General features: G+C 43.8%; 27 protein-coding genes and 1 riboswitch. Of the genes, 7 read left to right on the top strand and 20 right to left on the bottom strand.

All coding sequences use genetic code 11. The annotated features are described in order from the left end of the window. Positions 1-91 precede the first annotated feature (91 nt). The 8 genes from EJA10_RS00830 to EJA10_RS00795 all read right to left on the bottom strand — a co-directional run bounded on the left by EJA10_RS00830 (position 92) and on the right by EJA10_RS00795 (position 8168). Entirely contained in the window at positions 92-1888 is a 1797-nt protein-coding gene (locus EJA10_RS00830) for a TIGR04190 family B12-binding domain/radical SAM domain protein (RefSeq protein ID WP_125478100.1), read from the bottom strand. A 259-nt stretch (positions 1889-2147) separates the two neighbouring features. Next, positions 2148-2501, bottom strand: coding sequence for a hypothetical protein (locus EJA10_RS00825; RefSeq protein ID WP_125478099.1), 354 nt, complete (start codon positions 2499-2501; stop codon positions 2148-2150). A gap of 125 nt (positions 2502-2626) precedes the next feature. After that, a complete protein-coding gene (locus tag EJA10_RS23865) occupies positions 2627-2971 on the bottom strand; it encodes a DUF4153 domain-containing protein (RefSeq protein WP_484177328.1) in 345 nt (114 codons plus the stop codon). Further along, entirely contained in the window at positions 2880-4088 is a 1209-nt protein-coding gene (locus EJA10_RS23860; protein ID WP_125478097.1) for a DUF4153 domain-containing protein, read from the bottom strand. Before EJA10_RS23860 ends, EJA10_RS23865 begins: the two co-directional genes overlap by 92 nt. A gap of 102 nt (positions 4089-4190) precedes the next feature. Continuing rightward, positions 4191-4832 carry an HAAS signaling domain-containing protein gene (locus EJA10_RS00810; RefSeq protein ID WP_125478096.1) on the bottom strand — a complete coding sequence of 214 codons (642 nt, stop codon included), beginning with the start codon at positions 4830-4832 and terminating at the stop codon, positions 4191-4193. Beyond that, entirely contained in the window at positions 4819-5160 is a 342-nt protein-coding gene (locus tag EJA10_RS00805; RefSeq protein WP_125478095.1) for a PadR family transcriptional regulator, read from the bottom strand. Before EJA10_RS00805 ends, EJA10_RS00810 begins: the two co-directional genes overlap by 14 nt. A gap of 121 nt (positions 5161-5281) precedes the next feature. Then, a complete protein-coding gene (gene sugE / locus EJA10_RS00800) occupies positions 5282-5605 on the bottom strand; it encodes a quaternary ammonium compound efflux SMR transporter SugE (protein ID WP_125478094.1) in 324 nt (107 codons plus the stop codon). Positions 5606-5665: 60 nt separating this feature from the next. Continuing rightward, positions 5666-5762, bottom strand: a riboswitch (guanidine-I (ykkC/yxkD leader). 48 nt (positions 5763-5810) lie between these two features. Then, positions 5811-8168 (bottom strand): EAL domain-containing protein, encoded by a 2358-nt coding sequence (locus tag EJA10_RS00795; protein ID WP_125478093.1) that lies wholly within the window; start codon positions 8166-8168, stop codon positions 5811-5813. Between the two features lie 441 nt (positions 8169-8609). Here EJA10_RS00795 and EJA10_RS00790 point away from each other — a divergent pair, with 441 nt between their 5' ends. Then, on the top strand, positions 8610-9266 hold the full coding sequence (locus EJA10_RS00790) for a DUF3939 domain-containing protein (protein WP_125478092.1): 657 nt from the start codon (positions 8610-8612) through the stop codon (positions 9264-9266). A 200-nt stretch (positions 9267-9466) separates the two neighbouring features. On the opposite strand, the gene EJA10_RS00785 is transcribed toward EJA10_RS00790, so the two are convergent. After that, positions 9467-9835, bottom strand: a complete 369-nt coding sequence (locus EJA10_RS00785; protein WP_125478091.1) for a YidH family protein — start codon at positions 9833-9835, stop codon at positions 9467-9469. A 138-nt stretch (positions 9836-9973) separates the two neighbouring features. On the opposite strand from EJA10_RS00785, the gene EJA10_RS00780 reads away from it, so the two are divergent. Both EJA10_RS00780 and EJA10_RS00775 read left to right on the top strand, forming a co-directional pair. Beyond that, the gene (locus EJA10_RS00780; RefSeq protein WP_125478090.1) at positions 9974-10660 is read left to right on the top strand and encodes a DUF421 domain-containing protein; all 687 of its coding nucleotides are present in this window, start codon (positions 9974-9976) and stop codon (positions 10658-10660) included. Positions 10661-10758: 98 nt separating this feature from the next. Further along, positions 10759-11079, top strand: coding sequence for an ArsR/SmtB family transcription factor (locus tag EJA10_RS00775; protein ID WP_125478089.1), 321 nt, complete (start codon positions 10759-10761; stop codon positions 11077-11079). A gap of 32 nt (positions 11080-11111) precedes the next feature. Here the strand turns inward: EJA10_RS00775 and EJA10_RS00770 are convergent, their stop codons facing one another. From EJA10_RS00770 to EJA10_RS00760, 3 genes are all read right to left on the bottom strand, one after another. After that, positions 11112-12041, bottom strand: coding sequence for a cation diffusion facilitator family transporter (locus EJA10_RS00770; RefSeq protein ID WP_142999641.1), 930 nt, complete (start codon positions 12039-12041; stop codon positions 11112-11114). A 696-nt stretch (positions 12042-12737) separates the two neighbouring features. After that, positions 12738-14150, bottom strand: a complete 1413-nt coding sequence (locus EJA10_RS00765) for a SpoVR family protein (RefSeq protein ID WP_125478087.1) — start codon at positions 14148-14150, stop codon at positions 12738-12740. Positions 14151-14218: 68 nt separating this feature from the next. Next, positions 14219-14542, bottom strand: coding sequence for a DUF3889 domain-containing protein (locus tag EJA10_RS00760; protein WP_125478086.1), 324 nt, complete (start codon positions 14540-14542; stop codon positions 14219-14221). 224 nt (positions 14543-14766) lie between these two features. Between EJA10_RS00760 and EJA10_RS00755 the strand changes: the two genes are divergently transcribed. After that, positions 14767-15021: a YhdB family protein gene (locus EJA10_RS00755; RefSeq protein ID WP_125478085.1), complete on the top strand. Its 255-nt coding sequence runs from the start codon at positions 14767-14769 to the stop codon at positions 15019-15021. 110 nt (positions 15022-15131) lie between these two features. Here the strand turns inward: EJA10_RS00755 and EJA10_RS00750 are convergent, their stop codons facing one another. The 5 genes from EJA10_RS00750 to EJA10_RS00730 form a co-directional block, all read right to left on the bottom strand. Further along, positions 15132-15791, bottom strand: coding sequence for a response regulator (locus tag EJA10_RS00750; protein ID WP_125478084.1), 660 nt, complete (start codon positions 15789-15791; stop codon positions 15132-15134). A gap of 18 nt (positions 15792-15809) precedes the next feature. Continuing rightward, entirely contained in the window at positions 15810-16928 is a 1119-nt protein-coding gene (locus EJA10_RS00745; protein WP_125478083.1) for a GAF domain-containing sensor histidine kinase, read from the bottom strand. A gap of 127 nt (positions 16929-17055) precedes the next feature. Beyond that, positions 17056-17778, bottom strand: coding sequence for an SDR family oxidoreductase (locus tag EJA10_RS00740; RefSeq protein ID WP_125478346.1), 723 nt, complete (start codon positions 17776-17778; stop codon positions 17056-17058). A 27-nt stretch (positions 17779-17805) separates the two neighbouring features. Further along, complete coding sequence (locus EJA10_RS00735; RefSeq protein ID WP_125478082.1) at positions 17806-19551, bottom strand: phospho-sugar mutase; 1746 nt, start codon at positions 19549-19551, stop codon at positions 17806-17808. A gap of 141 nt (positions 19552-19692) precedes the next feature. After that, positions 19693-21231 carry a bifunctional GNAT family N-acetyltransferase/carbon-nitrogen hydrolase family protein gene (locus EJA10_RS00730; protein WP_125478081.1) on the bottom strand — a complete coding sequence of 513 codons (1539 nt, stop codon included), beginning with the start codon at positions 21229-21231 and terminating at the stop codon, positions 19693-19695. 219 nt (positions 21232-21450) lie between these two features. Here EJA10_RS00730 and EJA10_RS00725 point away from each other — a divergent pair, with 219 nt between their 5' ends. Together EJA10_RS00725 and EJA10_RS00720 are read left to right on the top strand one after the other, a co-directional pair. Beyond that, a complete protein-coding gene (locus EJA10_RS00725) occupies positions 21451-21894 on the top strand; it encodes a disulfide oxidoreductase (RefSeq protein ID WP_425462058.1) in 444 nt (147 codons plus the stop codon). A 1-nt stretch (position 21895) separates the two neighbouring features. After that, the gene (locus EJA10_RS00720; RefSeq protein ID WP_125478079.1) at positions 21896-22366 is read left to right on the top strand and encodes a thioredoxin family protein; all 471 of its coding nucleotides are present in this window, start codon (positions 21896-21898) and stop codon (positions 22364-22366) included. Positions 22367-22405: 39 nt separating this feature from the next. On the opposite strand, the gene EJA10_RS00715 is transcribed toward EJA10_RS00720, so the two are convergent. Further along, on the bottom strand, positions 22406-22804 hold the full coding sequence (locus tag EJA10_RS00715) for a YhcU family protein (RefSeq protein WP_125478078.1): 399 nt from the start codon (positions 22802-22804) through the stop codon (positions 22406-22408). A 176-nt stretch (positions 22805-22980) separates the two neighbouring features. Between EJA10_RS00715 and EJA10_RS00710 the strand changes: the two genes are divergently transcribed. Continuing rightward, positions 22981-23901: an RluA family pseudouridine synthase gene (locus EJA10_RS00710; protein WP_125478077.1), complete on the top strand. Its 921-nt coding sequence runs from the start codon at positions 22981-22983 to the stop codon at positions 23899-23901. A gap of 134 nt (positions 23902-24035) precedes the next feature. Here the strand turns inward: EJA10_RS00710 and EJA10_RS00705 are convergent, their stop codons facing one another. Further along, positions 24036-24299: a GlsB/YeaQ/YmgE family stress response membrane protein gene (locus tag EJA10_RS00705; RefSeq protein WP_125478076.1), complete on the bottom strand. Its 264-nt coding sequence runs from the start codon at positions 24297-24299 to the stop codon at positions 24036-24038. 413 nt (positions 24300-24712) lie between these two features. Further along, complete coding sequence (locus tag EJA10_RS00700) at positions 24713-25540, bottom strand: aldo/keto reductase (protein WP_125478075.1); 828 nt, start codon at positions 25538-25540, stop codon at positions 24713-24715. Positions 25541-25569 lie beyond the last annotated feature (29 nt).

Genomic DNA, 25569 nt, shown 5'->3' with positions numbered 1-25569 from the left:
TTTCTACTTTTTCACGTTATTGAACTGTTTAAACCTTTTTTAAAAATCTACCAAAACAAAAGCCCACCAGGAAGTTCCTGGTGGACCGGTTTTATGACCTGCTTTTTGATGCCTCAGCGACTCTCTTATTATATGAACTTAAGCGCTGTTTCATGTTGATGACAATGTCATCAACCAATAGCTCAATTCCAATGGCCGTAAGGGAAAAAATGTTGGCGTAATGTTTTTTCACTTCCCACTTCAATTCATGTTTGCCACAGATGCTGTATTTGTTCACTTCCTCCATCTCTTTGCTGAGCAAGGAGAGCTGCCGTTCTTTCTCCTGTTCAGGAAGGGCAACAATCTCATCAATTTTATCAATGTATTCCAGAGATTTGGCTATTTTTTCATTTACATCATCATGTGTTTTTTGATCGACAAGTCCATACTTAAGTTTAAATGTATTAAGGTTTCTGGCAGATTCATAGGTAGATCTTACAATATCATCCCTTGTCATGAAATCTGTCTCGAAGCTGAGCATGTATTTCCAGGATGGCTGAGTGATTGCCTTTCTATGGTCCTCGATGGTATGGCAAAATTTCTTATAGCCGTATTTTTCCGGATTCTCAAAAGCCGGGCTTGCAGGGTCAAGGAACGGCGCAAGCGGTGCGACAAAGTAGGAAAGGCGTTTATCCTGCCCGCACTCGTTGTGAATCCTTTCACAAAAATCGACATTCTCAAGGGCACTTTGGTAATCCTGATGCGGGATGCCGACCATGAAAAAGATATCAATCTTCTTGCAGCCATGCTTCAGTGCAGATTGCAGCGTTTCGATTACCTTTGCGTTCGTGCAATTGAATTTTCCATTATAGCGCCTGATTTTTTCATCATGAGTCTCCAAGGTCAGCTCGACACTGTACTTAGGGACAACCTTCTCGATTTTTTCGAAAAACTCTTCGTTCGCATATTGGAAAAGCTCGAAAACCAATTCATTCTTCAGGTTGATTTTACCGAGCCGTTCAAAGAATTCATCCACATATTCTTTGCCCGCCTGGCGGATATCATGAAGAATGAAAATCGGTGCCCTGCTGAAACGCTGGATGAAAAGAATATCCTCCACGAGTTTTTCAGGGGAGCGCTTAGCCAGCACCTTCCTGTTGCAGTTATCCTTATAGGATTGTTTCGAGCCGCCGCAAATCAGGCAGCCCTGTGTACATCCCTTGGCAGTCAGGATGGCGGTATTGGGATACTGCAGCCAGCCGTTATACGGAAGCGGATCCAGGAAATTCTTATATTTGAAGACTGATTTAATTGTATATCGATAGCCTGGGATATCGAATTCATCGAGGCTGTCTGGCACATGGCTTAATGGATTGTAGACAGGGTTTCCTTGATCCATCCAGGTAAGGTTTGGGATCCCGCCAAGCTGATGGGTGCCATTTTTCAAATGGTTAATCAGGAGAAGCATCAATTTTTCAGTTGCATCGCCCCTCATGACAAAATCAATGAATGGATACTGAATCAATTCTTTATGGTAATAGGTTGCGGAAAGACCGCCGAAGATGATAGGAGTTTCCGGGTGCAGATTCTTCACGATTTTTGCAAGTTCGATGCTGCCATGTGCATGTGGAAGCCAATGCAAGTCGATACCGAATGCCCTGGTCTTGATTCTTTTCAATTTCCTCTCAACATCGAAATTCGCATCCATCAGCATTCTGTTGGCGATGTTGATGATTTTCACGCGCAATCCCTGGCGCTCAAGATATTCGGCAATGCTTGTCAGCCCAATCGGATACATTTCGAAAACAGGAGAAGAGGGCACGACATCACTGATTGGCCCCGCCAGAAGCGCATTCTTCCGGAAATCGTAAACACTTGGAGCATGAAGAAGAACTAAATCGTATTTCAAAGGACTCACCTCGAAGGATAATATACTCAGCTAATCTGCCAACAATGGCTATATGATTACACTTCAATCATACCTCTTCCATCCCCGGTCCTTGTTGGGCAATGGCAACTTTTTTGTGAACAGTTGAGCATTTGAGTGCGGATAAATGGCCTGAAGGCTTATAAATAAAGGGGTTGAGCGTTTTTGAATATTTTGTGGAGGTTTTGATTTGAGGGATATTTTGAGAGACTGCATAACATACAGTCTCTCTAAGCAGGAACTATTTCTCCTGCTGTACCATCAGGATTTCTTCCTCGACCCTGCCTAATTTAAGCAGATGTGAGTCCAGGCGTTTATGAATAGTGCTGAATTCGGCATTGTTTTTCTTTTCCACTCTCGCCACTAATTCCTTCAGCATGCTTTCGATTTTGGCGCTTTGCATTTCTTCCATCCGTTCCAGCGCGTCTTTAATATCTGTTATATCAATCTGATTGGATGTTACCCGATGTTCGATGCTGTCGACTTTTTCAAGGCGCTCCAGTCTTTTTTCGATTTCTTCCGTCCGTTTATGCAATGAAGTCATTGAGCCCTCAATACTTTTTAAAAGTTGGATGATATCAGAGATTCCTTCCATGTCAATCATGCTCCCCTTTGTATGGCTTAAGGTTATTTTATCATCATTAAACATGTCGATATGTTACAAATCTAGGAACAAATGATGAGGTTGTTTTCATTTTCGCCATATTTGGCTTCACCCCATTACAATTCCAGATTCATCAAAGCCTCTTCTGCTTTTTTTCTGGATAGATTGATAGAATTCCAGCTGACCTCTTCATCCAGGAATTCTCCCTTCCTGATTTGTAAAAGTTCTGCCAGTCCTGGATGTCCCGGATTCAGCTTATAAAGTCTTACCAGCCCTTCTACCCCGTCGTAGGAAAGGGAGTTCAAGTAGTGTATGTCTATTTTCCCTGTCTCCTGATAGCGCTTCAGGTTTTGCTCAACCACAAAGCGGTCAAGCGGCACCGTATTGATGATTGTATAGAAAATAATGGCCCAGATAACATAAAAACGAATCAACGATAGTTTTTCCATCCAGATCCGCATGAACGAATACCCCAGGACCACGAGCAGGAAGACCATAAAGGAATGTGCCAGCACTCTCGAAAAAAGTAAATCCATACGCTTCTTCATACATTAACAGCCTGATGAATGCCGAATAAAGCATGACTCCGGAGAAAAAAACGAGCAGGGACAGCAATCCTTGCAGCAGTCGCCTTATGCCCTTGGCATTCGCATCAACAAATGTAATGACGGTCGAGATAATCAGCAAATTGAGAATCGTGACAAAGAGCAATTCAAAAAATCCCCTCCGTGCAAACTCGGCATACGTATATCCTGCGTGAAGTGTTTCACTGAAAAAATACTTGAATTGAACAACGACAAAAAGCAGATAAACCAGATTCAATAGGATCAGGACCGTCAAACTGATGACGCTATCCCAGCTCATCCTGACATTTTTCTCAAAAGGCTCTGCAGGAAGCGGCTGTTTTTTCCTCAGCACCTGCATGACTCCGAACATAACCAGCGAGTAAAAGAGAATCGCGATTGTCCGGAGGATTTCTTCTTCTATTCTCAGCCCCGACAGCCAGCGGGGAAGAGTCCCCAATATTTCGCCAAACTGCTGGTCAGCTGAAACAAGCAGGTTGATGATCACAAAAAGCAGCGGGAAAGAAATGGCCACCCCGATCATGACCTTTCTCAATACCATGCTATTTTTCTCATCCATTCCTTTAAAGCCAAGTTTCGGTCCATACATGAGGAATCTGGCGACGTAGACAATCGCAGCTCCTGCTGACAAAAACAATTTTTGGACAAAGGGCCATCTATGCCACTGATTCTGCAGCGGATAGGTCACAAGCACAAGCTGGACAAAAACCAGTGCTGGAATCACAAGTATATTGAGCATATACAGAATCATATTGGACCGTAACAAGAAGCTCGCTGCCAGGAACCAAACAGAAATAATCAAGAGCAGCCCAAGTTTTTTATTGGTAAAAGGGTGCGAACGGAATCTCCATAAGAAAACACCATAAAAACCAGTGATGAATACAAGATAGGACAAGCCGATCTGTCCATTCAGAAACGACCTTTCAGCCAGCAAACCTAACGCTAAACACACAATGAAAAAAATCCAGTCTCCTTTGTTTATTCTAAATTCCATATAAACCCTCTCCTTCTTTACCTAGTTTTACTAGGTATTTAATTAAAAAAACACCTTTCTATTCTATATACATAGATATTCTATGTAATGTAGCAAAAAAAATTAAACAGAAGCTCTTTTCCCCCAGCGATATCCTGCCCAGCAAATAGGATACAACAGCGCTGTAAACAGGATGCAGATCATGATGAATGACGGACTGAGCAGCGGCTGGAACCATCCATGCGGAATAAGCTTGAATAAGGTAAGGTTCATCAAAATGATGTTAGGAAGGATTGAAAGAACAAATGTCCTTCTCATCAGCTTCCTCCCTTTGTGGCCAAAGCCTTTGCCGATTTCATAGCCAAGCAGTGCCCAAAATATAAGATAAAGCATAATGATCAACGCAGGAATCGAAGTCAGGCTCCGCCACACCATATCAATCAATCGTATATCATAAAGATTATGGAGCAGGGTCAGAATCGAGCCGCCTGCGAAAAACACAAGATTTGCGATGATGAACAGCCACTGGGTCTTACGGGGTGTGACCGACAATTCCTCTTTCCAGCTCGCGGCAATTTCTTCGGGGCTTCCCAACCGTGAATAAAGTTCTGTCATGGTTTCTTTTTCTTCCATATCATCGCAGTTGAGCTCACTCAGCATCTCCGCTAAATGGTTCTCGTATTCAGCTAAAATTTGCTCTTTCTCCGGATGCTTTCCTAATTCATGGCCAAGCAGGCGAAGAAATTCATTCTTAGGTTGGATCATTTTCCGTTCTCCTGATCACTTTGTTCATGACGCTGACAAACTGCTGCCATTCTTTTGTTTTCTCTACGAGGACAGCTCTGCCTGCATCTGTAATCCGATAATATTTCCTTGCTGGTCCCTTCTCCTGCTCCTGCCAGTAAAATTCAATATATTCCTGTTTCTCAAGCTTATGAAGCGCTGGATATAAGGTCCCTTCCTTCACCTGCAAGCTGTGGTCACTTCGCTTATCAAGTTCTTTGACAAGTTCGTATCCATACATATCCCTCTCGTTCAGCAGCTGAAGCAGTACGAGCGAGGTGCTTCCTTTTAAAAGTTCACGATTAAACATCCTATCACCTACCTAGAATTAAAAGGTATCTATCCGCATCTTAATATATGGAGGGAAATTTTGCAAGATGCATTTTTCAAAAAACAAATAAGCGGACTGCACCGTGACAGTCCGCTTGTTGTTAATTGCTTCCGGAGGTTGCCTTAAGCCCGATGATGCCGACCAAAATGAATCCTACGAATAACAGTCTCAGGAAATTACGCGGCTCTCCAAACAGGATGATTCCAAGAATGACAGCGCCCGCTGCTCCAATTCCAGTCCAGATTGCATAAGCGGTGCCGATCGGCAAGGTTTTGATTGCCATCGATAAAAAATAAAAGCTGATTGCCATTCCCACTACAGTAATGATTGATGGAAAAAGCTTCGTGAAGCCTTCTGTATACTTCAGGCCAATCGCCCATACAACCTCAAAAATACCCGCTACGATTAAAAATACCCAAGCCATCTCATCATGCTCCCTTCTTATTTATCACAAAAAAATAAAACCCGGAAGATATCTTTTGATATCTCCCGGGTTTTTATCCCTCCGTGTACACAGGTGTTCCTGTGCGCCCTCTCTCGGACCAGGCCAGCCATGCTGCGGAACCCTAGAGGACTTTACTTATAAGAAATAGTAACATATCCGAAACCTTCAGTCAAAGAGGCTTTCATCATGTCGCCTGCAGTTCCTTGTTCATCATCGTTTCATACTGGTCGTACGGCAGCGGGGGTGAGTAAAAGTAGCCCTGCACTTCCACGCAGCCAAGCGATTTCAGCAGATTGATCTGTGACTCCGTCTCCACACCTTCGGCAATGACCTTAAGCTTCAGATTGGTTGCCATCGAGACGATTGTCGAGATGATTTCACGGTTTTCCTGGGAATGAGAGATGAAGCTTTGATCAATCTTCAAGCGATCCACTGAAAGCTTACTCAGGTAACTCAAGGAACTGTACCCTGTACCAAAATCATCAATGCTGACTTCGATCCCAATCTCCCTAAGCGCCTGCAGCTGGGCATTGATGCTATCTTCTTTCTTGATCATGATACTCTCTGTCACTTCAATCTCAATCAATTCACCATACAGCTGAAATTCCTTAAGGGACTGCTGCATGAATTTCACAAAGTCTTCCTGGTAAAAATGGATGATTGAAATATTGATCGAGGTACGAGGAACATCATATCCCTGCTCTTTCCACTTAACAAGCTGTTTGAATACCTGCCGGATAATCAACCTTTCAAGCGGGACTATCAAGTTAGCTTCTTCTGCAATCGGGATGAAGACTCCTGGCGGAATCATCCCGTGCCGCGGATGCTTCCATCTCGCAAGTGCCTCGGCACCAGTGATTTGATTTGTCGCTGCATTGTATTTTGGCTGATAAAATACAGAAAGCGAATCATTGTTGATCGCATTCCGCAAGTCATTCTCCAGTTCAAACTTATTCACGCTTTGGTCGACCATGCTCTGATCAAAGAACTGAAAGTGGTTCGCTCCACTCTCCTTGGCTTTATACATGGCCATATCTGCATATTTCAACATTAATTCAAGTTCATTCGTATCCTCAGGATACTTTGATATCCCGATGCTTGCGGTAATAAGGAATTCCATTCCTTCTGCAAAAATAGGAGTCTGGAAGGCAGCCACAATTTCGGCCGCGATTTCTTCCGGCTTGCGATCACCCGGTGTAAGGATTGCAAATTCATCTCCGCCAATCCTCGCTACAAGACAATTTTCCGGAACGACCTCCGCAAGTTTTTTTCCGATTTGGACCAATATTTTGTCACCGAAGCTATGCCCAAATGTGTCATTGATCCTCTTGAAACGGTCAAAATCCAAATAAATCAAGGAAAATTCTTCGCCCTCAATGAACATGGCAGCCATCATTTTCTCCAGGTTCCGCCTGTTGGGCAAGTTAGTCAATTCATCATGATAGGCAAGATATTGGATCAGCTTGTCAGCCTTTTTCTGTTCCGTGATGTCCCTGACAATTCCGAAGACACCCACCGTCGAATTTTTGACGATAATCCTCACTGCCGTAATCCGTACATCTGCAAAAGTAGAATCGGATCTCTTCAACGAGGTTTCAATTACTTTTGTTTCCCCGCTCAATACTTTCTGGAAGTACTTCCTGATCTGTATTTCTTCCTCACTGCCGCCCATCAGTTCAATGAAATGCATACCAGTCAATTCACTCGCCAAATACCCAGTCAGCTCTACGGCCTCTTTATTAACATTCAGAATATACCCCTTCAAATCCACTCTGAATACTGAATCCGGATTATGGCTGAACAAGGATAAATGTGATTGTAAGCTTTTCATGATCAATTTCTCGCCAAACAGGTCTGGTACCAGCATGAACAACAGATTTGCTGCCGCCATAAAAATGAAAGGCACAATAAAACCATACAATCCTGTATCTTCCTGTACTGGCACCATCGAGGTAAGTAAGATGTATGGTATGCCAGCAAGGGCTGCTCCGCCCAAAATGCTTCCTGCATATTTATAATTTTTTACAAACTCATAGATATCCTCGTTCGTAATCTGCATCAAGAATCTCAGCAGCGTAAAAGATGTAGCTGTAATCATGAAGAACGATAAGACAGCAGGTACCAGCTGAATCTCTACAGCCTCCTTAAAAATAATATAGAAGGCTGTAAAATCAGCCGTCATGATGCTGGCTGAAATTAAAAGGCTGGTGATTATGTATTGAGAAGTATTGGCGATATCCCTTTGTGCCAGACGAAGTGCTGTATAGGATCCAACAGCGCAAATACCAAAAAAGATGATGAAATATAAATAATAATTACTGGTTGAAAATGGCACCCCTGCCGAGATGACCACAAACAAATGTGTCAGCCAAAACGTAAAAGCAAGTAGCACCGAATAAAGGGCCATCTTTCGTGTCTTTCCAATCACCGCCCTTTTGACCTGCCGGCTGAATTCCACCGCCATCACGCCTGAGATCACCGAAAAAACGACGGTCAAAGCAATACTGTTAAAATCAAATATGTACATATGGGGAATATCCATACTGCCCCTCGTTTCTGTCTGATATTTTTTCCGTGAAATTCAGAGATTTTCGCACTAGAAGAGACACTGATTTATCTCATTATTATACATTATCCATCAGATTTTTTGTTTTATTTACCGAAAATTCAGATCCTAGGTGAGGTTGTTTTCGGAATTATCAATTTATTTCATTATCTAATTATAGGAAAATTTTATATAATAGAGAGAGAAGGTCTCTTTCTTCTGCCTTATGATAACCTCTAGATATTCCTCTGAATATTCTAAATCCACACAGACTCTTCCTTATATATCGACAGATCCTGGAGTTTCTTAACTGCCAGCGTGGATTTTAGCCGAAGCTGTTTGTCTCACCGGAATTGGCCACCGTAACCTCAAACGCTCTCCATTGAACCTGTTACATGCTAACAAAATACCTGAATTGAATGGAAGGAGGGATTCAAAATGCAAAGTGAAAAGAAACTCGAACGGATTCACAGGAACAATTCCCTTTATGTCATCCTTGTCACTGCAGGAGTCCTCATTGGGTTAATCGCCGATCTCCTTTATGGACTATTGCCCATCGCAATGCTGAGCGGGGCTTTGGGAGGTATGACGCTGGCTTTTCTTATCGGAATTTCCTCAGGGAGTAAAAAAGTTATTGCCAGCCCAGAAACAGAACACGTCTGGCCTGTGATCGAGGTTTCTGCAGAGGATGTGAAGAAGGCTGTGAGGGCCTATTCCGAAAAACTGCCTAAAGGCGTTTACCGCACCATCCTCGTGAAGGAAGACAACAGCATCGATGCTGAGCAGCTAGCTCCCTTTCTTAAAGGCCTGCCATCGCGAAAGTTTTACATGTCAAAAGAAACATATGACATTTTCGGCGAGGACGAAAAAGAAATCGCAATCACGATCGATAAAGTGCAAAAGGCTGTTGACCTTTATGTAAAAGAGCATAAGGAGTTTCCAATGCTTCCCTATGATCCGCTTAACCGGGTCAACTACTACCAGCTGCTTCAAGCCCACTGCCTGGATACCAAGCCGGAAATCGAGCTGTATATCACGAATTACGATGGGCTCGTGACCCATATCAAGCCAAAGAAAAACAGCACGGGAAATTGATGGTGTTTTCAGGAGGAAATGCCTGTTCAGACAGCTTGAGGTTTAGACGGTAACTTATACGAAGGCGGAGCTGGTTTGGACAGCTTTGAGGATTTGATAACTTGTCCGAAGGCGGAGCTGGTTTGGACAGCTTTCGAACTGAATATGGGAAAGCTGTCCGATGGCGAGGCTTATCGCCTCCCCCGCCAAGAGGTTCTAGACTAAAACAAAATACTGATTAAATAAAAGCCCAGCAGCAGGAAAATCGACAGTATAATTGCTGTGGATATTTTAATCAAATGATTGGCAGATGCGAAGGTCTGCCTGTTTATGTTTTTACGGACCGCGAAATACTGAAAAGTGGCAAAGAATATAATGATCAACCCGATCAGCAGAGAAAAAATGCTGATAAAAACGGCGATCGTATCGGCAAACTGGCTGACCTCCCGTATACTGTTAAAATGCAAAGTCGATGCCAGAAAACCGATTCCGATGATTGCAATAGAAGTTCTTACCCATGCCAGATACGTCCGTTCGTTCGCAAGATGCTGCTGTATATATTTCGACTCCAGACTTTTGTCCTCTTCCATTCCAATCACTCTCCTTTCCCAAAGTATAAACTTTAATTTACTTTATTTCATTTTGCCGGCTCTCCAACCACTTAATTCCTGTTTTATGTGATCTCCTTCGAGGGAATAGTTATTCATCCTTTTGAGAGGGGGCTATACATGGTATATCCATTAATCGCAGTTAAATTAGTAATAGGTCTTTCAGCATTAATCGCTGTCACCAGACTGCTTGGCAAAAAGGAGATGTCCCAGGTTACACCATTCGATTTTGTCTATGCCATCGTCCTGGGTGGATTAGTCGAGGAAAACCTCTTTGAGAAATCTCCGTCTACCATTTGGGAAATGCTTTTCGGTATTGCTGTATGGGGTATATTAATATTTATTGTAGAAAAAGCAACCCAGAAGTCAGACAAGCTCCGACCTATTTTAAAAGGAAGAGCCGAGCCAATTGTGAAGAATGGGGAGGTACTGATTCAAAACCTCGAAAAAGCGGAGCTCGAAATGGAGCAGTTAAAGTCCCTCTTAAGGCTAAAAGGTGTCTTTTCGATGAAGGAGGTCAAGGATGTGATACTTGAAACAAGCGGTGACATCAGCGTCCTTCTCAAGCCAGAAGCACAGGCAACGACCTATGCGGGATTGCATGTAAAAGCACCATCCACTGATATACCTGAATGCGTGGTGGATGAGGGTGAGATTTCGCATAAAGGTTTGGAGAATATCGGGGAAAATCAAGAATGGCTGATGGAAAAGTTAGCTGAAGAAGGACACAAAGATGTTTCCTCCATCTATTATGCTGAATGGTCAGAGGCGGATGGATTGTATGTCCAGCAAATGCATTCTTCATAACCAGCAATTCAATCTATGAAAAAAATCAAGGCAGTTTCCAAAGCCTTGATTTTTCTTTTCTCCTGTTACGTTATAATAGTATCGGGAGGCTGATCAAGTTGGATGATAAGAAAAAAAACACTCCAAATCTGGAGCTGGATGAAGAGACGCTATTTATTGTTTCACAGACTTTTAAAGCCCTTTCGGATCCGACACGATTAAGGATTCTTCATTTGCTTTTCCATGGAGAGCATTCGGTAAACGAAATCGCAGAGAAGCTCTCCTTGCTGCAGTCCACGGTCTCACACCAGCTTCGATTTCTGAAAAACCTGCGGCTGGTAAAATTCAGGCGTGAAGGCACTACACTTTTTTACACACATGACGATGAACATGTCATCGACCTGTTAAAACAAAGCATAGAACATGCCAGCCATCATTGACGGCTGGCATTTAACTTTGCATATTAGAACCGCTAATTACATGGCCCATGGGCACAAGGGCATCCATGCTCCACACCTTCAACCTGAAGGGTGCTGTGGTCGATCCCAAAGCGGTCATGCAGGAGCTTTTGCGCTCTTTGGAGTACGCGGTCATGCGCTCCTTCCCCTTCTACGGCAATATGCCCGCTCAGCATGAAGACTCCAGATGTGATGGACCAGACATGAACATCATGAACGTCTTTCACCTCAGGAATTTCCATGATGGCATCCTTCACTTCATCCACTTTTATCTGTTCAGGTGAGCCCTCCATCAATACGTGGAAAGCGTCCTTCGTCACCCTCCAGCCGCTGATGATGATCAAGATGGCCACTGCAACACTCGCAATCGGATCCGCAAGGCCCCAGTCGAAGAAATAGATGAGCAAGGCGGCCGTAATTGCTCCAACTGAGCCAAGCATGTCACCCAATACATGTAAAAAAGCGCTTCTTACATTTAGATTTTCATCTTTGTCACCGCGCATTAGAATCCAGGCAGCAATGATGTTCACGATCAAGCCGATCACTGAAATAGTCAGCATTCCAAGGCTCTGCACCTCCGGTGGATCATTGAACCGGTGGTATGCCTCTACAAAGATATAAATAGAAATAACAATCAATGTCAGTCCGTTCAACGCAGCAGCAATGATTTCAAAACGCTTGTATCCGAAAGTTTTAGAATGGGTAGCTTTCCGTTCCCCGAGCTTCATCGCGAAAAGGCTCAAGCCCAAAGCTGCAGCATCGCTTAGCATATGTCCCGCATCGGAGAGCAGCGCAAGGCTATTAGTCATAATCCCTCCAATCACTTCAACGACCATGAAGGTAGAAATTAACAGGAAAGACCAGAATAGTGCCTTTTTATTGCTTGTGTGGCTGTGACCATGTCCATGGGAATGGCCGTGACCATGTGAGTGATGATGGCCCAATGTATTCGCCTCACTTTCTTTTTTATATGAATATATGTTCATATATATCATTATGAATCAATTGCTAAAATGGTTCAATCTTTATTTACACGACATGGTTGTCCATATTTTAAATACCTTATTATTATGGTTTTTACACAATAAAAAATGGGTTAAAACCTAAGACAATTTAATTAGCAGTGATGTTAAATAGGAGTCCAACTGGGTTCGGACATTTCTGAAGGAACTACCGCTTATTTTGTCCGAAGTTACCACAGCTTCGGACATTTCTGGAGGATCTCTCGCTCATTTTGTCCGAAGTCACTTCAACTTCGGACATTTCTGATGGATCTCTCGCTTATTTTGTCCGAAGTCACCACAGCTTCGGACATTTCTGATGGAATCACCGCTCATTTTGTCTGAAGTCACTACAACTTCGGACATTTTCAAAGGATCCGCCGCTTATTTTGTCCGAAGTCACCTCAACTTCGGACATTTCTAAAAGATTCGCCGCTCATTTTGTCCGAAGTCACCTCAGCTTCGGACATTTCTAAAAGATTCGCCGCTTATTTTGTCCGAAGTCACCACAACTTCGGACATTTCTGAAGAATCTTTCGTTCATTTTGTCCGAAGTAAATTCACCACAGCCTCAGTGCCCCTGTACCTAAAGGATCCAAACCAGAAAAAAACCGCTGGAATGATCAGCGGTTTTATACCTTATAAATATTTGCGATGAATTCCTTTGCCGTCGTATGTGTACAGCATGGCCCTGCCTTCTACAGTCGTTTCGATATGGCATTTGCGTCCCCAGAGCTGATGAATATAAGGCAATACCTTTTCCAGGTATTTGATATCCAATTCAATACCTTCAAAGCTATGGGTAATATACAATTCGCCATTCTTGAGATAGTCACCGTCTGTCACCATCAAATATGGGAAGCCTCCGTTGACCCTCATGCTGACGAGCTGGTCGCGGACCTGCTCCCACGCTTTGTCGACTACTTTATATTCCCTTCCTTGCTTCTGGAATAAATACATGTCTTCCCGCATGACCAGGTCCTTCGTCAGGTAATTGCGTAAGAAGGAAATGTCTGACTCGATCTCGCGGACCTCGAACATCTTTTCACGCCCGGAGCCGGGTTTCACCCCGCGCCGCTTCATTTCTTCAGTTGGGCTGTTATACCGCTCTTCGATATCTTCAAAAATCTTGATCCCCAGATAATATGGATTGATTCCTGTCTTGGATGGCTGGACAACGCCCGCATTAAGCTTTGCAAACTCGATCGCTTCACCGCTGGTCAGGTCCATTTCCCTGAGAATTCTCTGATGCCAGTAGGAAGCCCAGCCTTCGTTCATGATTTTCGTTTCCAGCTGTGGCCAGAAGTACAGCATTTCTTCGCGCATCATCGTCAGGATGTCTCTTTGCCAATCAGCCAGTTCCCGGCTGTAGCTCTCAATGAATAATAATAAGTCCTTTTCAGGGCGTGGCGGGAACTTTTTCCGCTTTTTCGTTTCGTTCGATTCCTGCTTTTTGGAATCAAGACCCCATAGGTCATCATATGGTGTAGAAACCGCACGTTCATCATCGTCATCCACATCATCTTCGATTGACCATGCAAGCTTTGGTCTCATAAGCGAAGGGTCAATATGTTCCTCAATAGCCAGTACAGCATCCAGGAAGGATTCGACTGCCTGCTTTCCATGCTCAATTTCATACTTGCGGATCCTTTCAGCAGTAGCTGCCATGCTTTCTACCATATCCCGCTTTGTATTCTGGAACCGGACATTATTCTTGAAAAAATCACAGTGGGCAAGCACGTGGGCTACGATCAACTTGTTCTGTATGAGTGAGTTGGAATCAAGCAGGAAGGCATAGCATGGATTTGAGTTAATGACGAGCTCATAAATTTTAGATAGGCCTAAGTCGTAGTGCAGCTTCATTTTATGAAATTGTTTTCCAAAGCTCCAATGTGAGAATCTTGTTGGCATCCCGTAGGCACCAAATGTATAAATGATTTCGGCCGGACAAATCTCATAGCGCATTGGATAAAAGTCGAGCCCAAACCCTTTCGCGATTTCGGTAATTTCAGAAATGGCATATTCAAGTGATTTCTGTTCTTCCGACACCATCTCTCCCCCTTTCACCTCTTACCACAATGTATGAGAAAAAAGGGAGAAAGATGAACGGGTTCTGAACTTTACTGCTGTGGCTGTTCTGTAACGGAGAGACTTACGAGCCTGTTGTTCTTCAAATGATGGGTGATCTGTACCGTAGCTAAAACAGGCTTGCCATTGACGCTTACTTTGTACTGGAAAGAATCCAGAACCTGATCATTGCTCAGCTGTTTTCTGCCCATATATTGATAATCACGAATTTCTTCACCAGGATAATCCTCCTTGATGACACCGGTCGCAATCCGTCCGTATTTCTCATAATCCGGTCTTTGTGCATTTGTGTCCAGGCTGAGGACTCCCATTAGAAGTATGAACAGTACCAATATCGATGCTACATATTTTTTCAATAAAAACACTCCTTTTTACAGTTTTTATTAGTTTTCTTCTCCTTTTTTCCATTATGTATGGAATCCGCAAAGGAAAATCCAACCTGTTTCCGCTTCCGCCATGGTGCGAGATTATACAGGTAAATCTTGAAAAGCCCTGAAAACAAGGACGTCCAACATTTTCTGAGGAAGTTCAGGCTGCAACTCCATATAATATAATCAACTCCTTACAAGGAGGAACGGAAATGACCAATACAGATTATGATCGTGCTTTGTATTACACGCACCGATCTCAATGGGATAACTTGCTCATCCTGATGGTCAGGACAGAGGACCAGTTCCTGGCTAAAAAGATCGAACATTTTCTCCACGCTTACAACTTTGAAAAAGACTATTCCGTCATTGAAAAACGCCTGTATTCCCTGCTAAGATACATCGACCACGCAAATGATGCCGCCGGCGAGGACTTCCTGGAAACCGCCGTAAACGGCATGATTTAACAAGAGAATTCCACCAAAAAAATAACACGGCCACCTCTATTAAGGTGCCGTGTTAGTTGTTTTTTATGCTGGATAACCCATGGTGGCAAAAACAGGCAGTAATGATCTTCCTAAGCAGAAGGAGGATCCTGTTCAACAATTCGGTTCCTGACCGCAAATAACGCTGCCTGTGTCCTGTCCGCAAGTTCAAGTTTGGCAAGCACATTGGATACATGTGTTTTCACGGTTTTTTCAGTGATGAATAGAGAGGCAGCGATTTCTTTATTGCTTTTGCCTGCAGCGATTTCCTTCAGCACTTCTAGTTCACGCTTTGTCAGGTCTTCAATCGGTTTTCTTTCCCGGCGGCTGCTGCCTGACAGATGCTTAAGCACAAGTGTAGTCGCTTTTGGGTGAAGCTGATTTTCACCTTTCATGATTTGCTTTATGGACTTTACCAGTTCATCTGGCTGGATGTCTTTTAGCTGATAACCGGAAGCCCCAGCCTCGATTGCCGGAATGACATGCTCCTGGTCAGAAAAACTCGTCAACATCATGATTTTGATTTCTGGCTGAGATGCCTTGATCAGTCTGGTTGCCTGAATGCCATCCATTTCAGGCATCACGAGATCCATAAGGACCAAGTCCGGATTCAGTCTTTTCGCAAGCTCGACAGCTTCTTTTCCATTGCTCGCTTCTCCGATTACTTCAATCGCCTCCTGGGTCCTCAAAAAGAAAACCAGCCCTCGTCTGACAACATGATGGTCATCAGCAATCAGGATTTTTATCGTCATTTCCTGATCCTCCTTTCTTTAAATTGGAATTTGCACTATGACCGATGTTCCATGTCCAGGCTTGCTGATTATGCTCGTGGTCCCTCCCAGTGCTCTGGCACGTGCTTCCATGCTTTTTAGGCCAAGCGATGGCAGTTCTGTTCCTGGATTCATAATAAAGCCGCAGCCTTCATCTTCGATTGACATTTGGATTTTATCGGTTTTGATTTCAAGTGTTAGCTGAACTTTCTCAGCCTGGGAATGTTTCTTGCAATTCCCGAGAGCCTCCTGCCCGATCCGCCAAAGCGCCTCTTCGACTTTTCCTGGAAGGCTCGCTACCCCCTTGACTTCCGTTTCAATCCGTAGCCCCAGCAGATCCGCGTAGCCGGCGAGGGCGCAAATGATGCCATTTTCCAAACCTCGCGGGCGCAGCTGCCAGATGAGTGCCCTCATTTCTCCCTGTGCCTCCTGAGCGAGATCCTGGATATACGAAAATGTCTCTTTAAGTTCTTTCTGATCTGTCATTTCCGTACCGGCCCTGGCCGTCAAGCTTAATGAAAACAACAGTTGGTTCACTGAATCATGAAGGTCTCTTGCAAGCCGGTTCCGCTCAGCTGCCAACGCCATTTCCTGTTCCTTCAGGGTCAGCCTGATCCTTTTGATTGCCGTTCCAATCTGGAAGGCAACTGCCTCAAGAAGTGCCAGCTCTTCTGGTTTGAAATGGGTTTTGTACGGAGATCCCACATTCAGGACACCAAATCGTTCAGCACCAGCCCTCAGCGGTACTGTGGCATGATGGGTGAGTCCGTTTGTCTCGCCTGTTTTGTTGTTGATGGCATCCTCAAGCCTTTTGCACTCAAATATATTCGTCGCTTTATTGAGCCTTCCATCTTGATACCGATCAACACACCAGCAGCCGCCCTCGCACATGGGCCGATATTCATTCAGTGTAAGTGCTGGCGGCAGCTGGACTTTCGCTGGCAGCTGATAGTCTCCTTGTTCATCAATCAGGAAAATCCATCCTGTCTCTAGTCCGGTTATATGTAGAAGCCTTGAAAGAACCTCGCTTAAAACCGTATTTAGCTCTGTTCCTTCATTCAATAGTTCAGCAATTTCTTTTAAAATGCCTATATCTGAATGACGATTCTCTACGGTCATAAAAACCCCTCCACTTTTCTATATTATATCTATATTGGCAAAATTCCGCATTCAGAAAAAGGATGAGAAAATCTCAGACAAAAGTCGTAAAAAAATCCGAAGAGAGTCACTCTCTTCGGATCATGTATCAAGCAATCGGATAGTTTTGCACTAGCGGGTGGATGACGATTTCATCAATCAGCATATGCTTTGGTGCAGACGCCATGTACACGACAGCATTCGCGATATCCTCAACTTTTAGCCAGTCATGCTTCTCAGGAAGGCCCTGCTCGGACTCAGCAAAATACGTATCAACCATTCCTGGGTTGACCGTGCCTACGCGGATTCCAAATTCCCTGACTTCCTGTGCAAGTGCGCCGCTGAATCCCTGGACTGCATATTTAGAAGCTGTATAAGCACTTCCATTTGGAATCGTGTATCGGCCCACATCAGAGGAGATCGTGATGATTGTTCCGGATTTCCGCTCCTTCATGTGCGGAAGAACAGCTTTCGCTCCAAGGAACACTCCCTGGACATTCACTTCAAATAGCTTTTTCCATTCATCAATGGTCACTTCCTCGGCAAGCTTGAAAAAGCCGATCCCTGCATTGTTCACCAGCACATCAATCTGACCAAATGCCTCGAGCGTTTTAGCAACAAGATTATTTACCTGCTGCTCATCACTGACATCTGTCTGCACTGCAATCACTTCGGAAAACCCTTTTTGCCTTAATTCCTCTGCAGTTTTATTGATCTCATCAGAACTTCCCGCAACAGCCAGCTTCATGCCCTGTTCCGCCAATTTGAAGGCGATTTCCTTTCCAATCCCTCTTGAAGCACCAGTCACGATGGCTATTTGGTCTTTTAACACCATATTTACTTCCTCTCTGTGTAAAAACTAGATGTTCTTTGCTGCTTCCATTTTCTTTTCAACAACCTCCATGAAATCCTGTTCGATTCTTTGGAGTTTCTGCTTGCTGTCCGCAAGGCTCTTGTCATTCACGCCAAAATAAAACTTGATTTTCGGCTCTGTTCCAGATGGGCGAAGACACATCCAAGTACCATCTTCAAGATAGTATTTAATGACGTTTGAAGACGGAAGATCAATTTTCTCTTCGTCATTGTTTTCATTCACTCTAACACCTGTTAAATAATCTTCCACTATTGTGACTTTCAATTCACCCAGATTCTTAGGCGGCTCCTGGCGGAAAACCCCAAGTGTCTTCTGGATCAGCTCCGCACCCTCTTTTCCTTTTAACGTCAGGGAACGAAGACCTTCCTGATAGTAACCATATTGTTCAAAGACGCTTTGGAGCGCTTCGTACATCGACATGCCCTTCTTCTTATAGAACGCGCATACTTCAACTGCTAGCATAGCAGCCTGAACCGCATCCTTGTCCCGTGCGAAATCGCCAATCAGATAGCCATAGCTTTCTTCATAGCCAAACAGGAATTTATATTCTCCAGTGTCTTCATATTGCTTGATTTTTTCAGCAATGAATTTGAATCCTGTCAGTACATCAATAGTATCGAGTCCAAATGAAGAGGCAACCTTGCGGCCAAGTTCAGAAGTAACGATCGTTTTCAGAACGACACCATTTGCAGGAAGTGTTCCTTTTTCCTTCTTTTGTGAAAGGATATAATGAAGCAACAGTGCACCAGTCTGGTTTCCAGTCAGTACGACATAATCCCCATCTTGATCCTTAACAGCAATTCCAAGTCGGTCAGCATCCGGATCGGTAGCAATCAGGATATCCGCGTCGATTTTCTTCCCTTCACGAATCGCCAGTTCAAATGCAGCCTGTTCTTCCGGATTCGGGCTTTTTACCGTTGAAAATTCAGGATCAGGAAGCTCCTGTTCCTTTACTACCGTGACATTTTGATATTTAAGGTTTGTCAGGATATTGCGTACAGGCATATTGGCCGTCCCGTGAAGCGGTGTGAACACCACTTTCACATCTGTCTCATCAGACAGGGTCGGATTTTCAGAAATCGTCATCAGCTTCTCGAGATAGGCACGATCCACTTCAGGCCCGATCATCTTGATCAAGCCTTTTTCCTTCAGTTCCTGCTCGTCCATAACTTCGATTGACAGTTCATTTTCGATTTCGTTGACCTTGGCGATGACTTCGTCGGCACTTTCCGGCGGAAGCTGTCCTCCGTCTGAACCATACACTTTGTACCCGTTATATTCAGGAGGATTGTGGCTTGCCGTAACCACGATTCCAGCGTAGGCGTGAAGGTGCCGGACTGCAAAAGACAGTTCTGGTGTCGGTCTCAGTTCTTCAAACACATAGGTTTGGATGCCGCGAGTCGCCAGCGTTTTAGCAGCCTCCATTGCAAATTCAGGTGACTTATGACGAGAATCATAAGCAATCGCCACCCCGCGCTGCTTCGCTTCATTTCCATGCTGTTCTATGTATGCCGCAAGTCCTGCCGATGCTTTTCGGACCGTATAGAGATTCATCCTGTTCGTGCCCGCGCCGATTTCTCCGCGCATTCCGCCCGTACCGAATTCAAGGTTTTTATAGAAAACTTCCTCTAAATGCTTTTCGTTATCTTTGAATGATTCAAGCTCAGCCTTCAGCTCTGGATCAAGCCCGGCAAAACCCAACCATTTTTCGGCTATCTTTTTCCAATCCATTGGATGACCTCCTGATAATAAGATTTCAATCTTACAGCTAATTATAAAACAATATTGGTTACCAATGATAATTTTTATTAAATTCTTTATGGAAGTTAAGCTCCAGTCATGCAAAAGCCTGCCAATTCGGCAGGCTAAATTCTATTTCTTATATTGTATCCTGTAAATGTCATGGCGGCGGTCTTTCAGCTGGCGGACTGTTCCGTCCTGGCGCTGGCGGCGCAGGATTTCGAGGTCGACGTCGCCGATCATGACCATTTCGATGTTTGGATTTGTTTCGCCGACGATTCCGTCCCTTGCGAATTCAAAATCGGATGGTGCGAAAATGCCGGACTGTGCGTACTGGATATCCATGTTTTCCGTTTGCGGCAGGTTTCCGACTGTACCGGAAATGACAGTGTATACTTGGTTTTCAACGGCTCTCGCCTGGGCGCAGTAGCGTACTCTCAAGTATCCCTGACGATCTTCTGTACAGAAAGGCGTGAAAATGATTTTTGCCCCCATATCTGTCGCAATCCGGGCTAGTTCAGGAAATTCGATATCATAGCAGATTTGAATGGCGATTTTTCCGCAGTCTGTATCGAATACCTTCAATTCATCTCCGCGGCTGATGCCCCACCACCTGCGTTCATTAGGAGTGATGTGAAGCTTATATTGCTTATCGATCGTGCCATCCCGGCGGAAAAGGTAGGAAATGTTGTAAATCTCATCATCATCTTCTTTCACAAAATGGGAGCCGCCAATGATATTGACATTGTAGCGGACGGCCAGGTCGGTAAAGAGCTCGATATATTGCTCGGTATACTCTGTCACCCTGCGGACAGCAAGGGACGGCGTCTTCTCATTCAGGAATGACATGAGCTGTGTCGTGAAGATTTCCGGGAATACCGCAAAATCAGACCCGGCATCCGATGCAACATCGGTGAAATACTCTACTTGATGTGCGAAATCCTCAAAAGATTGGATTTGCCTCATCATATACTGTACGACACAAATGCGGACAGGGTTGCTTGTTTTAAAGAACCGCTTTGATTTCGGCTGATAGTCCACATTGTTCCATTCCATCAAGGTAGCATATTTATTCGACTGGAGGTCGTCAGGCAAATAGTTTGGGTTGATCCTCATCAGCGTGAAGTCGTTTCGAAGCTGGAATGACAGAACCGGATCATAGATTTTGTGGGATGCGACCTGCCTTACATATTCTCGCGGCGACATTTCCTCTGCATGGATATGGTAGTTCGGGATCCGGCCGCCGATGATGATGCTTTTCAGGTTCATCTGCCGGGCGAGGTCCTTGCGAGCTTCGTACAAACGGTATCCGACCTTCATCCTCCGGAACTCCGGATGGGTCATGACTTCGATTCCGTAAAGATTGTAGCCATCCGGATTGTGGTTGGTGATATAACCATTGTCGGTGACATCATCCCAGCTGTGACGGTCATCATATTCATCAAAGTTGATAATGAGGCTGGAACATGAACCGACCACTTTGCCGTCATATTCAGCCACGAATTGTCCTTCAGGAAAAATCTCGAGATGGCTTTCCAGCTGATCACGCTTCCACGGATCCATACCTGGAAAGCAGCTGTTCTGCATTTTTATGATTTCATCGATATCCTCATATCTCGTATTTCGGATGATCATCTTTTTTTCAAATTTGGATAAATCCAGTTCTGTCATACGGTCTTACACACCTTTCGTCTCGTTCGAAAAATAAAATACGATACACCTATACCCTTAATCGTCTTCAGCTAATACTTCTATTTACTTTCCCCTTTTACATTGGGAAAAATTAATTCACAGAATGTTAATTGAAATATTCCTTCAGATTTCTTAAGATGTAATGAGAAGTTTGTTTTATAATGAATGTTTAAACAGAGATTATATAGCTTAGGGGAGATGAACTTGGAGCCAAAGAAAAAAGATGCCCGGGAAACATGGTTGTTCGCAGCCTGGGCGACATCGATCATCGCGATGTTCGGCAGCCTTTATTTTTCAGAAATACGCCAGTATGAACCATGCTTGCTGTGCTGGTACCAGCGGATATTGATGTATCCATTCGCCTTGATATTAGGAATCGCTGTCGTGAAAAAGGATTACAGAATTTCCTTTTACACTATGATTATGTCAGCTGCCGGCGGTCTAATATCGCTTTATCACTATTCATTGCAAAAGGTGCCATTCATGGCGGACAATGCAATCACTTGCGGAAGAGTACCTTGTACAGGGCAATACATAAACTGGCTCGGATTCATTACGATTCCTTTCCTGGCTCTGACAGCATTTATCATCATATTCGCACTAAGCTTGATCATTTGGAAAAAGACGAAGGAGGAAGCGTAAGTTGAAAAAGGTTATTATATTTCTGGTAATTATAATTGGGTTATTTGCGGCCCTGTTTTTCTTAAATAAGGCGCAAAATGAGGAGAAAGTGGAGGGAAATCCGTACGGTAAGGATACGTTGCATCCTGAAACCGCAAAGCAGCTTGATGATCCAAACTATCAAAACATCATCCTGCCAGACGAACTCGACAAGAAAATTGAAAGCGGTGAAGCGAGTACGGTTTATTTTTACAGTCCTACTTGCCCACACTGTGTCCGCACGACACCGATTGTTTCCCCTCTTTCAAAGGAAATGGGTGTGGACCTTGTCCAATATAACCTTTTGGAATTTGAACAAGGCTGGGATGATTACGGCATCGAGTCAACGCCAACCATCGTCCAATACAAAGACGGAAAAGAAGTCGACCGAATTGTCGGCTACCAGGAAGAACCAACCTTCGAAGCCTGGTTTAAACAGAACAGCGTCGAATAATAAAAACGCCTGCGAAAAATATCGCAGGCGTTTTTCTGATTATAACAGCAATCGATTAGCTGGTTTCGCATAAGTACTGATATAATCTAAGTGTACATGCTTTGAATCGGAAAACTGGCTGTAGTTGAATGGAAAACAAATACCATAGTCTGTCAGGATCTGTACATTTCTGCGGAACATGGATTGATATTTCTCAGGAATATGGCCAGACTCAAGAATAGAGATCAGTGTCTGCATGCACGTAATTACCTGGAACGCATCTCCCAGTGTGCTGAATCTCTCGAATTGCTCAGGTCTGGTATGTAATACTTCAAGCTTTTCAAATTCCTGTATGTCCTCATCATTAAAATACAGCGGAAAAACATCACTATAGAAATACCTGGCCAGCTCCACAATCTTTTCTTCTTGTCCGGGTGTTGAAGCAAAAACAATTTTCAATGATGGACCCACCTTTTTTTAACCCTTTGTAATCTATTCGTAATATATATTCTTAGAATAACATATCCATTCCCGGTAACATGGTGGTAATTATGCCCATGCCTGCGGTAAAAGTTGACAAAATGCACGCTTAATGGAAGAGAAAAACACAATACTATATATGTCAGGAGACCAAGATGATACAAACAAACAAAAAAGGCGATTGGTTCGAAATGATCATTCCAGCATCCTGGGAACAGTATACGCTTGAATCTCTTTTTAAAGGGTTCTGGAAAGCCCCTAAAAAAGTGGTCCACCAATTCCGCTTGGATAAAAAAGTCCTGATCAATGGAGTGCAGCCAGATTGGACCCAACCATTGAAAAAGGGACAACGCATCCAGTTGAAGCTTTTTACCGAAAAAGCTTTGACCGTCATTCCGGAATACCATGATATTGGCATCATTTATGAAGATGACCATTTGATTGTTTTCAACAAACCGGCTGGAATGGACACACATCCGAATGAACGCGGCCAGACTGGCACTCTCGCCAACGCGGCAGCTTTTCATGTGCAATCCAATGGTGAAGCATCCAACCCTCGGCATATCCATCGCCTTGACCGTGATACCACTGGAGCGATTTTATTTGCCAAGCATGCTTTTATTGCTGCGATCCTCGATAAGATGCTTGAAGAACGTTTCATTAAAAGGACGTATCTGGCACTGGCTGACGGCATCATCAGACAGAAAAAAGGGACGTTTAACAAGCCAATCGGACGTGATCGCCATCATCCAACAAAAAGAAGAGTCTCGGAAACAGGCCAGAACGCGGTAACACATTTTAAGGTGCTCAGACAAATGAAGGAAGAAAATCTGACCCTTGTCCAATGTACGCTGGAAACTGGCAGGACTCATCAAATCCGGGTGCATTTCAGTGATTTCAAACATCCGCTCGCCGGAGACGCTTTATATGGCGGCAGTGAAACCTTCCAAAGACAGGCACTGCATGCGGTGAAGCTGGAGTTCATCCATCCTTTTACACAGGAGAAAATAGAATGTCACGCTCCTTTTATCGACCAGCCACCCATCTTTTTAAATATTGAACTCTACGATATTTGATTTTTTGTACTAAAAAAGAGCCTTTTTTCTTGTAAAGGCTCTTTTTTATGGCGACTTTGGTTTGGATGACTTGCGTGATTTTTTTAAAAAACAAAGAAAAATCCTTCCGAAATTCGGAAGGATTCTTTTCTTAATTAATGATGACGGTCAGTTTTACGCATGCTCTTCAATACAAGGCTGACGATGAATACAAGTGCAATCGCACCAATCAACGCCGGGATAATCGCGAAATCTGCAACTACAGGACCCCAATGCCCAAGAATCGCTTCACCAATCCATGCACCAATGAAACCTGCGATGATGTTACCAATGATGCCGCCTGGAATATCTCTTCCAAGGATTAGTCCTGCCAACCATCCAATAATACCACCAATAATTAATGCCCATAAAAAGCCCATTCGTAATTCCTCCTTAAATGTGATGTAATGTTATCAAGTAGTTAGTAGTGCCAAGGGTGTTACACCCTTCTTAAAGAGTTGTACTGCAGTGAATGTTAAAATTAGGCTTAACTGAAAATTCTTTGCTTCCCGGGAGCTTTTCCAGCTTGCTCTAATCTTATCTTACCTCGAATTCGATGGTGTTAAACCATGTATTCTGCAGCTTTTCAAGCAGAGGTTCGAAGCTTCGCATGCTGTTGTTTTTTCATGTCACTTCTGCTTGTACACCTACATTACCACCCTGAGATCATTTTAAAACCTCCAAGGTCTATTTTGCCTTTTCGCCTTGAATGTCGATCTCTTGCTCTTAATATATCCAATTAGGAATAAAAAAAACGGGCTGAATAAAATTCAGTCCGTTGAAATATCCTTATTCAAAAATCAAATGAATCAGGGTCAGCACCAAATCGCTCGTTTCTGTTTAGTTCGTCAATCTCTTCCATTTCCCTTGCTGTCAGCTGGAAGTCGAAAATGTCAGCATTTTCTTTAAGCCTCGCAGGTGTTACCGATTTTGGTATCGGGATAATTTGATGTTGAAGGTGCCATCGCAATATCACCTGTGCAGGAGTCTTGCCATATTTTTCAGCAATTTCCCCAAGAACGGGTTCATCAAAGAATCTCCCCCGCGATAAAGGCGACCAGGCTTCCACTTTGATTTCTTTCTGCTGGCAGAACTGTCGGAGCTCCGCTTGAGATAACAATGGATGCAGCTCGACCTGATTGATCACCGGTTTTTCGTTTGAATGGAGCAATAGGTCTTCCAGGTGATGGACCTTGAAATTACTTACACCAATTGCCTTTACCCTTCCTTCACGATATAGCTTCTCAAGCGCTCGCCATGTGTCTAAATATTTGCCTTTTACGGGCCAATGGACAAGATAAAGATCAAGATAATCAAGCCCAAGCTTTTCCATGCTAAGCTCGAATGCTCTCAAAGTTTCGTCATAACCCTGGTCAGAGTTCCATACCTTTGTGGTAATGAACAGGTCTTCACGCGGTATACCGCTATTGCGGACAGCCTGGCCGACACCTTCTTCATTTTCGTAAAAAGAGGCTGTATCAATCAGCCCGTATCCAAGATCAAGTGCAGTCTGGATGGTTTTCTCGATCTGAGTGCCCTCCTCAACTTTGTAGACACCCAGACCAAACGCAGGCATTTCAACTCCGTTATGTAGAGTTACCTTATAGAAAATACTTCCCATGTGACCACTCCTTTTATTTATTTTATCCC

This window comes from Mesobacillus subterraneus, assembly GCF_003937825.1.
Taxonomy (GTDB): Bacteria; Bacillota; Bacilli; order Bacillales; family Cytobacillaceae; genus Mesobacillus; species Mesobacillus subterraneus.
This window is presented reverse-complemented; position numbering and strand designations above follow the sequence as displayed.

Coding starts and splice junctions, on each gene's coding strand:
- EJA10_RS00825 (WP_125478099.1), bottom strand. CDS start 2,501: ATGGAAGGAATCTCTGATATCATCCAACTTTTAAAAAGTATTGAGGGC.
- EJA10_RS23865 (WP_484177328.1), bottom strand. CDS start 2,971: ATGCGGATCTGGATGGAAAAACTATCGTTGATTCGTTTTTATGTTATC.
- EJA10_RS23860 (WP_125478097.1), bottom strand. CDS start 4,088: ATGGAATTTAGAATAAACAAAGGAGACTGGATTTTTTTCATTGTGTGT.
- EJA10_RS00810 (WP_125478096.1), bottom strand. CDS start 4,832: ATGATCCAACCTAAGAATGAATTTCTTCGCCTGCTTGGCCATGAATTA.
- EJA10_RS00805 (WP_125478095.1), bottom strand. CDS start 5,160: ATGTTTAATCGTGAACTTTTAAAAGGAAGCACCTCGCTCGTACTGCTT.
- sugE (WP_125478094.1), bottom strand. CDS start 5,605: ATGGCTTGGGTATTTTTAATCGTAGCGGGTATTTTTGAGGTTGTATGG.
- EJA10_RS00795 (WP_125478093.1), bottom strand. CDS start 8,168: ATGGATATTCCCCATATGTACATATTTGATTTTAACAGTATTGCTTTG.
- EJA10_RS00790 (WP_125478092.1), top strand. CDS start 8,610: ATGCAAAGTGAAAAGAAACTCGAACGGATTCACAGGAACAATTCCCTT.
- EJA10_RS00785 (WP_125478091.1), bottom strand. CDS start 9,835: ATGGAAGAGGACAAAAGTCTGGAGTCGAAATATATACAGCAGCATCTT.
- EJA10_RS00780 (WP_125478090.1), top strand. CDS start 9,974: ATGGTATATCCATTAATCGCAGTTAAATTAGTAATAGGTCTTTCAGCA.
- EJA10_RS00765 (WP_125478087.1), bottom strand. CDS start 14,150: ATGGTGTCGGAAGAACAGAAATCACTTGAATATGCCATTTCTGAAATT.
- EJA10_RS00755 (WP_125478085.1), top strand. CDS start 14,767: ATGACCAATACAGATTATGATCGTGCTTTGTATTACACGCACCGATCT.
- EJA10_RS00750 (WP_125478084.1), bottom strand. CDS start 15,791: ATGACGATAAAAATCCTGATTGCTGATGACCATCATGTTGTCAGACGA.
- EJA10_RS00745 (WP_125478083.1), bottom strand. CDS start 16,928: ATGACCGTAGAGAATCGTCATTCAGATATAGGCATTTTAAAAGAAATT.
- EJA10_RS00735 (WP_125478082.1), bottom strand. CDS start 19,551: ATGGATTGGAAAAAGATAGCCGAAAAATGGTTGGGTTTTGCCGGGCTT.
- EJA10_RS00730 (WP_125478081.1), bottom strand. CDS start 21,231: ATGACAGAACTGGATTTATCCAAATTTGAAAAAAAGATGATCATCCGA.
- EJA10_RS00725 (WP_425462058.1), top strand. CDS start 21,451: ATGAACTTGGAGCCAAAGAAAAAAGATGCCCGGGAAACATGGTTGTTC.
- EJA10_RS00710 (WP_125478077.1), top strand. CDS start 22,981: ATGATACAAACAAACAAAAAAGGCGATTGGTTCGAAATGATCATTCCA.
- EJA10_RS00705 (WP_125478076.1), bottom strand. CDS start 24,299: ATGGGCTTTTTATGGGCATTAATTATTGGTGGTATTATTGGATGGTTG.
- EJA10_RS00700 (WP_125478075.1), bottom strand. CDS start 25,540: ATGGGAAGTATTTTCTATAAGGTAACTCTACATAACGGAGTTGAAATG.